1 protein-coding gene and 1 pseudogene are annotated in these 4,835 nt (G+C 47.4%); one reads left to right on the top strand and one right to left on the bottom strand.

The window, feature by feature from the left end; translation table 11 throughout:
- Positions 1-331 (top strand): annotated as a pseudogene (locus PJF56_RS19690) (hypothetical protein); the annotation flags it as partial.
- Between the two features lie 67 nt (positions 332-398).
- Here PJF56_RS19690 and PJF56_RS19685 read toward each other — a convergent pair.
- Complete coding sequence (locus PJF56_RS19685; protein WP_283764416.1) at positions 399-4,574, bottom strand: CHAT domain-containing protein; 4,176 nt, start codon at positions 4,572-4,574, stop codon at positions 399-401.
- Between the last annotated feature and the right edge of the window lie 261 nt (positions 4,575-4,835).

The following is a 4,835-nucleotide window of genomic DNA, read 5'->3' as shown; positions in this document are numbered from 1 at the left end:
CCTAGAACTCGAAAAATACATTGGATTGAAATGGCCGCATCAGTTACCAGAAGATAAAGACGATCGCCTCAAGTTATTTCAGTGTATCTTAAAATCAGGGATTCCAGTGGTGACGTGGGTGTTTGTGCCCAAGAAAGAGCCTCAAGAAACCCTAGAAGCCTTCGATCGCCTGCTAACCGTCGAAAATTTAAGCAATTTCGATAAGTTCGGTCGAGAAATTAGAACGGTTCGCTCTACAGAGCAGCATCCTCTGGAACATATTGGTTTATTGTGGGATTGTCCCCATCGAGTCCCGCCCTTACCCCCTCCCTTGAGCATTCCTCAGTCGTAACGTCTAAACTCAACCACCCAATCCCATTATTAATTGTTCATTATTAATTGTTCATTATTAATTGACATTACCAAGGCGAACCCACCAAAGTAAACCCAGACCAGAAATAAGGATGACTTAGCACTTCATCCTCCAAATGCTGGAGACTCTCTGGTAGGGGAATGGGCTGTTCTAAGCTAGGCACAATCAACTGTCCATCGACAATCTTCACCAACCCTTGAATCATCTCCCGTTGTCCTTGTTGCAGGGCTTGCGCCTTAATCGGGGAATGTTTCAGGTAGGCATAAAATTCACTCATTAATCCCAAAGTACCTTCATCACTGACATACCATAAACTGCCCAAAGCCGATTTAACTCCTGCTTTAACCGCTAAACCTGTAAATCCTAATTCGGCATCCGGATTCCCTAATGCTGTACGACAAGCACTTAAAACCAACAATTCCACCAGGGGATTATCTAAATTCAGTCCATCGAGCCGATCCAGGGTTAGCTGACTATCCCACAATTGAATATAAGAATTTTCTGGACTCCCTGGACGAAACTCCCCATGGGTTGCCAAGTGAATAATGCCATAGTTTTCTTGCTTACGACTATTCATCAAATTATCGAGGGTGAATCCCTGATTCAAAAACTCATCCCCTGTCCAAGTCTCAATAATCGTGCTAATTTCGATCGGTACAGCCGGCAAGGGGGCAAGCTGAGTAAATTCGGATGCACCCATGGCTAAAACTTGACGGCCTTGAACCCGATATTGACTGGTATTAATCAGGCTAAAGCTGGGAATTATACTGATGCTATATTGTTCTACTAAGAACCGATCGCGGTCATGTAGGGCAGCGATCGGGAGCGATCGCAATCCTGCCGTTAACACAAACCCTAAATTCTCGATTTGTTGGGCTGCTAATTCCTCTTCTAAGGGGCGAATAATCCAATCATACAGTTGCTCAGAGGAACTTAAATAACTGGTTGTATATCGCCTGCGAGGATTAGTAATTTCCAGAGTGAACTCCCTCACCTGTTCTAGCACCTGTTCCTCCGTTACCCCCACAATAATTTTGCGAAAGGGTTTACCCTCAGCCGTCACCATCATCAATTCGAGATACCGCTCTTCTGACTCAGAGGTACGATCTATCTCCGTCTTATTCTGAGCAGAAATCATACCCGGTGCATTAAATCCCACATAAACGATCGCCGTTTTAACTCCAGTCTCCTGTTCCATGCGCTCTAAGATCTTTTGACTCTCTACAACCGCATGAGCTTGAACTCCCTGAAAATCTAAATCTAAGTAATCCGCATACTCATGGCTCAACTTTTGTTCTCGTTCCCGAATCAGAACATTAAACTCTGCTGGAGACATTAAGCTGCCCAGATTAACAACCCTCGCTTCTTCTGTCTTGTCATCTGATGCTCGATCCGGGTTTGCATAGTTGATTGGAGTTACACTGCCATCGATCTGATGTTGAAGATTAACCGATGAACCATCGGCTGAATTGACATGCGGCTTAGACAACGTAGTAGTTAAGCTGGATATATTCACATCTAGATTCAAAAATTTGCCAATTTCTGCCTCTTGAGTTCCGGGAAAACTCGATAGCTCCAACCCACCTGTGAGATCGAGGAATGTACCAATTTCTGTTGGAGAATTGGCTAATGGACTGGTATTTCCTGTTCCCGATTCTAGGGAATTTGCAGAATTAGATGGAGTTGGTGTTTCTGATTGTGGCGATTGGGTACTGGCAATGGATTCGAGATCCGATTGGGATACATCATTGGTATCCGAATCGGAGGCTGGCGCAGGTGGATTGTTGGATGTTTCTGTTTCTGTTGGAGTGGGTGTAGGAGTTGGGACGGGAATTTCTATGTCTGTTTCTGTTGGAGTGGGTGTAGGAGTTGGGACGGGAATTTCTGTTTCTGTTGGCGTTGGTGTGGGAGTTTCTGTTTCTGTTGGAGTGGGAGTTGGTGCAGGTGTAGGATTGGGAATCGGGATGGGAGTAGGAGTGGGGTTAGGATTGGGGGTTGGAGTCGGTGCAGGTGTAGGATTCGGATCGAGGGTAATTGTGCCAGGCGAACCATTTTGGGCACTCGCATCTAAAGTTCCAGGCGCGATCGCCCCATTTGCCGATATAATTCTCAGCGTAATATCACCCGCCTCCCCATTATTTGTGCTTGAGTCAATCTCTTCTGTGGTAATGTCTCCTGCTTGAGTTTCAAGCGTAATATTTCCAGCCTCCCCATTTTTCGCGCTCGAATCAATCAGACCCCTCGCGGTAATATCTCCTGCTTGAGTTGTAAACGTAATATGTCCAGCCTCTCCATTTTTCGCGCTCGAATCAATCAGACCCCTAGCAATAATATTCCCTGCTTGAGTTTCAAAGATAATATTGCCTGACTGGCCATTCTCTGCACTCGAATCAGTCGGGCCACTGGTGGTAATATCCCCGCGCTCTGTAATTGTGAGCTGAATCTTGCCACCCTCTCCGCCTCCCGTATTCACCCTTGAATTGAGTTCTCCTGTGGTGATATTTCCAGCAGAAGCGGTTAAGGAAATATTTCCCCCTTGTTGATCGCTGCTGGTATTCACGTTACCCAGACTAATGCTGGCTCCAGAAATATTAATCTCTCGACCCGGAGCCGTAATCGTGGCGGAGGAGTCCATCATAAAGGAACCTTCATTATCTGTATCAGCATCGGCTGTAAAGGTAATCGATCCCCCTTCCACAAAATCCAGAGAAACCCCACTGGCAATGGTGATATCGTTGGTCGCTTGTAGTTCTATGTTGCCTTGTTGTTCTTCTAAGACTTCGGCATTGATGGTAATGTCTTCATCGGGCAGTAATTCAAAATCAATAACGGGTAAATTTTCTTCAATATCATTGGGTTGGGAAGGCTCATTAGAAATGGTGATATTTTTGGGGTCAAGGAGCAAGGTTCCTGGTTCCCCATCTACAGCACTCAGATCCACGTTTCCTTCAAACACGAGGGTTTCTTGGCCGGAAATTTCTACAAATCCACCCTTTCCCCAAATGGGCCCTCCTGTGGCTTCTACTGTGCCGTAAAATTGGGTGGTTTTGTCTGACCAAATGATGATTTGGCCGCCGTTTCCCTGCTGGGTACTGTTGGACTGAATCCGAGTTTGGCCATTGATGAGGGTATGGGTGGCGTTGGGTTGGTCTCCTTGTCCTTGAAAGCCTCCTCCGATGCGGATGGTTCCCCCTTGGGTGGGACTGGAGGCGTTGAGGTGAGCGTTGATGAGGCCGACTTGTTGACCGAAAATGTTGAGGGTGCTGGGGGTGTTGTTGGGGGTGGAGGTGGAAATATCCAGGGTTCCAGAGGCGATCGCCACTCCCGGTGTTTCCGGTACAATCATTCCTGAGCCGGTTAAAACCACCTGTCCTTGCTGGTTAATCTGCAATTGGGAAGCGTGATCGATCGCTGACTGGGAGAGTAAGGTGGCTAAATTAGGGGCGATCGCGCGATCGGTATCAGGATTCAAGGGTATATCTAAACTGAGCAGATGACCCGGTTGAGAAATTCTTACCCGTTGCACTCCCGGAATTGCGGTAAGCGTAAGATTGCCTCCCGGAGCCTTAAGCGTTCCCGTATTAATCACCTGTCCCCCCATCAGGGTTAAACTCTCACCAGGGGGAACCTCTAAGCTACCCAAGTTGACTATTGCCCCAGGATAGGGGGTCTGAAAATCAAAGGTTGTGGGTGTCCCCACCAGGTTGCTATAGTCATTCGACCCCAAGACTTGAAACCAGTTCGTGCTGCCGTTGAGTCCCTCAAAGCCAATGGCAGTAGCGCTGCTGGCATTAAAGGCAGCAGGGACATTAAGGCTGGCATTGGGGCCAAAAACAATACCTGCGGGGTTAACCAGATAGAGGTTCGGATTTCCCCCGCTCACTTGGAGTAGTCCATTGATGATGGAGGGATCGCCGCCATTAATGCGACCGAGAATGTTTTGTAGGTTGGGGTTAGCCAGGAAATTGGCCATTTGTCCCGCAGAGAGTCCAAACTGAGAAAAGCTGTGAAAGAGATTAGCGCCGTCTGAAGAGACCTGGCCGCCGGTAATTTGGTATTGGTTACCGATCGCCCGTACTTGAGTCCCTGTGCCATCCGGAGCCGCCATAATCGGAGCCGGTTGGGCTGCTCCTTTGAGCGTCCACAGAAGACTGAGCCAAGGACACAGGCTAAGGACTAGGAGTGTTGAACCTGAAGACAGGCGAGATAAAAATACAGCCATGGTTTTTTCTCAAATCTCTGAGGATAAACGGGAATTTAAGGAAAATGCTTCTAGGAGAGAACTGTTGTACTAAAATAAGTTTATGTCTGCTAGGCGATCGCACTGACTCATTTTAACTTAGTCAGCACCCCGCTCTAAAGAGACGGCGGCTCACTGCCTCATTAATTTAGGTATGCTGACCCGGTTAAGTGCTTCGCGCACTACGTTATCGGCAAGCGTTAAAGTTCTTACCTTGGAATGCCTCGCCAGTTCTGAGCTTCT

The organism is Roseofilum halophilum BLCC-M91, assembly GCF_030068445.1.
GTDB lineage: Bacteria > Cyanobacteriota > Cyanobacteriia > Cyanobacteriales > Desertifilaceae > Roseofilum > Roseofilum halophilum.
The sequence above is the reverse complement of the archived record's forward strand: the minus strand, read 5'-3'. Positions and strand labels throughout refer to the sequence as shown.

Excerpts from the sequence above, each read along its gene's own strand:
- PJF56_RS19685 (WP_283764416.1), bottom strand. The coding sequence starts at position 4,574 with ATGGCTGTATTTTTATCTCGCCTGTCTTCAGGTTCAACACTCCTAGTC.